Source organism: Candidatus Poribacteria bacterium, from assembly GCA_021295715.1.
In the GTDB taxonomy this organism is placed as follows: Bacteria; Poribacteria; WGA-4E; order WGA-4E; family WGA-3G; genus WGA-3G.
This window is the reverse complement of the sequence record JAGWBV010000128.1, coordinates 7,090-7,979: the sequence shown is the minus strand read 5'-3', so window position 1 is coordinate 7,979 and position 890 is coordinate 7,090. Positions and strand designations below refer to the sequence as shown.

Here is an 890-nt window from a genome sequence, read left to right as displayed (position 1 = left end):
CTTGAGTAGCACACTCATTTCGGAGCCGTCGTCCAAGATACGAGGTGCTTTGCTCGGATCCGCCCCATTTTCGAGGAGTAACTTTGCAATCTCCACCCGATCCTCCGAGACGGCGTAATCCAGCAAGTGTTCGCTGTGTGGCGTAATTGTCGCCCCGCGCGCAATAAGTAATTCGACGATGGCAAGGTTTCTGCCCATGACGGCATAGCAGAGCGGAGTTGCCCACGCCGCTTCGCGATGTTCAAAGCTATGCGGTTTCCCTGCGGGTAGCATCACTGCCTGAAGGTATCCACTGTTGACGAGATGGGTGTCCTTATCGAGATGCGAGCGGACAGCCTCGTAATCACCGAGGTAGGCAGCGGTATGGATGTCGATTGTCGCGCCGTGCTGGAGCAGATAATCTGCCACGCCGTCGCGTCTCTTAAGCCGTGCAGCGCAATACGGTGTTATCTCAAGGCGATGCTCGATATGGTAGCAACCCGGCAGGTTTATATCGGCACCGCGTTCAAGGAGGAATTGAACCATCTCCAACTTGCCCCGATATGCCGCTTCCCACAGCATTGTCCGACCGTGCGAACCGACGGTGTGAATCCATGCCGGATGCTCATCGACCAATTGTCGGACGGTTTCGAGATTACCGCGTCCTGCCGCGGCGACAACAATTTTCAAAAAGTCGCTCTGATTTCCAGTGAGTTGAACCTTTGGCATTTTTTTCGGAACTTCCTTTGTAGCACAATCTGTATGCAGATTCAGAATTTAAATCGGCAATTCTAATTTTTCCCCAAGCCCGGTAGGTGCGGTTTTGCGGCGTACCATAGGTGTCAATTTAGGGGAAATAGCGTATTTCTTGCGATGAGAAAAGCATTCTCAAGCAGAAGCACTCCCTCGGA

General features: G+C 52.7%; 1 protein-coding gene. It reads right to left on the bottom strand.

Annotated elements, in window-relative coordinates; genetic code table 11:
* On the bottom strand, positions 1–708 hold a 708-nt coding region (locus J4G07_21230; protein MCE2416510.1), incomplete at its 3' end, for an ankyrin repeat domain-containing protein.
* Positions 709–890: the final 182 nt, after the last annotated feature.